The organism is Enterococcus spodopteracolus (assembly GCF_030441955.1).
Taxonomy (GTDB): Bacteria; Bacillota; Bacilli; order Lactobacillales; family Enterococcaceae; genus Enterococcus_B; species Enterococcus_B spodopteracolus.
Genome location: NZ_JARJHD010000142.1, coordinates 1 through 396, shown reverse-complemented (window position 1 = coordinate 396; position 396 = coordinate 1). Strand labels below are relative to the sequence as shown.

The following is a 396-nucleotide window of genomic DNA, read 5'->3' as shown; positions in this document are numbered from 1 at the left end:
ATAGTTAGCGCTGGCGTAACGAGCCAAGGTACAGATGCCAGAAAGGCGCGGTCTCGTGCAGACGCTGATGGTCGCTGACGTTTCGCACGTCATTAAACATTATGCCGTGAAAGCCAGAATTGAACCAAATCATAAAAACGATTCAGCTAGCCGAAATCTGACTTCGATTAATTTCGCGCTTCAAAATAAATGTGATGGTTAAATACCAGACCAGGCCGTTTTCGGCAATGCCAGGTGGGACAAAAGTTTGATGTATGCCACAAAAAAGCACCCCGACGGGTGCTTTTTTGCGCTGATTTAACAATCTGGCATCACTGTTGCAGTTCTTTCTCAGTAAAGAGATCGGCAAACAGTGCAGTGCTGAGGTAACGCTCACCGGAAGAGGGGAGGATAACC

Annotated in this window: 1 protein-coding gene; it reads right to left on the bottom strand. The window is 47.2% G+C overall.

The genetic code is table 11. The features are described from left to right. Positions 1 to 142 precede the first annotated feature (142 nt). The coding region (locus P3R27_RS14945) for a hypothetical protein (protein ID WP_301399211.1) at positions 143 to 396 on the bottom strand (254 nt) is incomplete at its 5' end.